1 protein-coding gene is annotated in these 1,067 nt (G+C 39.6%); it reads left to right on the top strand.

What is annotated here, in order from left to right; translation table 11 throughout:
- Nucleotides 1–101: 101 nt before the first annotated feature.
- Complete coding sequence (locus V7659_RS29550) at nucleotides 102–824, top strand: DsbA family oxidoreductase (protein WP_335543606.1); 723 nt, start codon at nucleotides 102–104, stop codon at nucleotides 822–824.
- Nucleotides 825–1,067 lie beyond the last annotated feature (243 nt).

Here is a 1,067-nt window from a genome sequence, read left to right as displayed (position 1 = left end):
TTTTTAGGTAAAATCAACCAATTTTTCATTGAGCACTTTGGATTGGTTTTCATCCGCCTTGTGTTACTATATTTATTATCAGAATAAAAAGAGGTGTCGACATGAAAATTGAAGTTTGGTCTGATTATGTATGTCCGTTTTGTTATATAGGAAAACGCCGATTAGAATTGGCGCTAGATCAATTTCCTCATAAGGATCAAGTAGAAGTTGAATTCAAAAGCTTTGAGCTTGACCCAAATTCGCCTAAGAATATCGGACAAAATATTCATGAAGTTTTGGCTGGAAAATATGGTATGAGTGTTGATCAAGCGAAACAAGCAAATCAAGGAGTTGGGCAGCAGGCGTCCACTGTTGGCTTAACATTTAATTTTGATGAAATGAAGCCGACTAATACATTTGATGCCCATCGCTTGGCCAAATTTGCAAGAACACAAGGGAAAGAAGCGATCGTCTCAGAAAATCTTCTCCGTGCCTATTTTACAGAGTCGAAGCATATTGGGGAAATTGAAACACTTGCAGATATCGCTGAAGCGGCAGGTTTGAATCGACAAGAAGTATTGAATGTCTTAAATGATAAAAATGCGTTTGCGCTTGATGTCCGTCAGGATGAATCCCTTGCCCAGCAGTATGGTGTTCGCGGGGTGCCTTACTTTGTCATTAATCAAAAATATGCAATTTCAGGTGCCCAACCGACAGAAACCTTTATGGGAGCTTTGCAAAAAGTCTGGGAAGAAGAATCTCCGGTTCCAGTCCTGCAAGATCTTTCAACTGAGGAAGATGTTAGTTGTACGGATGGCAATTGTGCTATTCCAGAGAAAAAGTAGATGTTTATTCATAAATAAGGATGGGAAAGGAAGATAAGATTCCTTTCCCATTTTCTTTTAAAAAGAACTTATTAGCGGTTGCGGACTCTCAAATTCCACATGTTGCCGTCTTTCCAACAACGATTGATGATAGTATTGCGACTTGTTCCTCGACGCCATCCTGTCCATCTGCATCTAGAAGTTCTTCTTCTTGAAGTACACCTTCTAGAAGTATTTCGGCGTGATGTATTACGGTTTCTCGAA

It is taken from the genome of Neobacillus drentensis, from assembly GCF_036966985.1.
Lineage (GTDB): Bacteria > Bacillota > Bacilli > Bacillales > Cytobacillaceae > Neobacillus > Neobacillus drentensis_E.
This window is presented reverse-complemented; position numbering and strand designations above follow the sequence as displayed.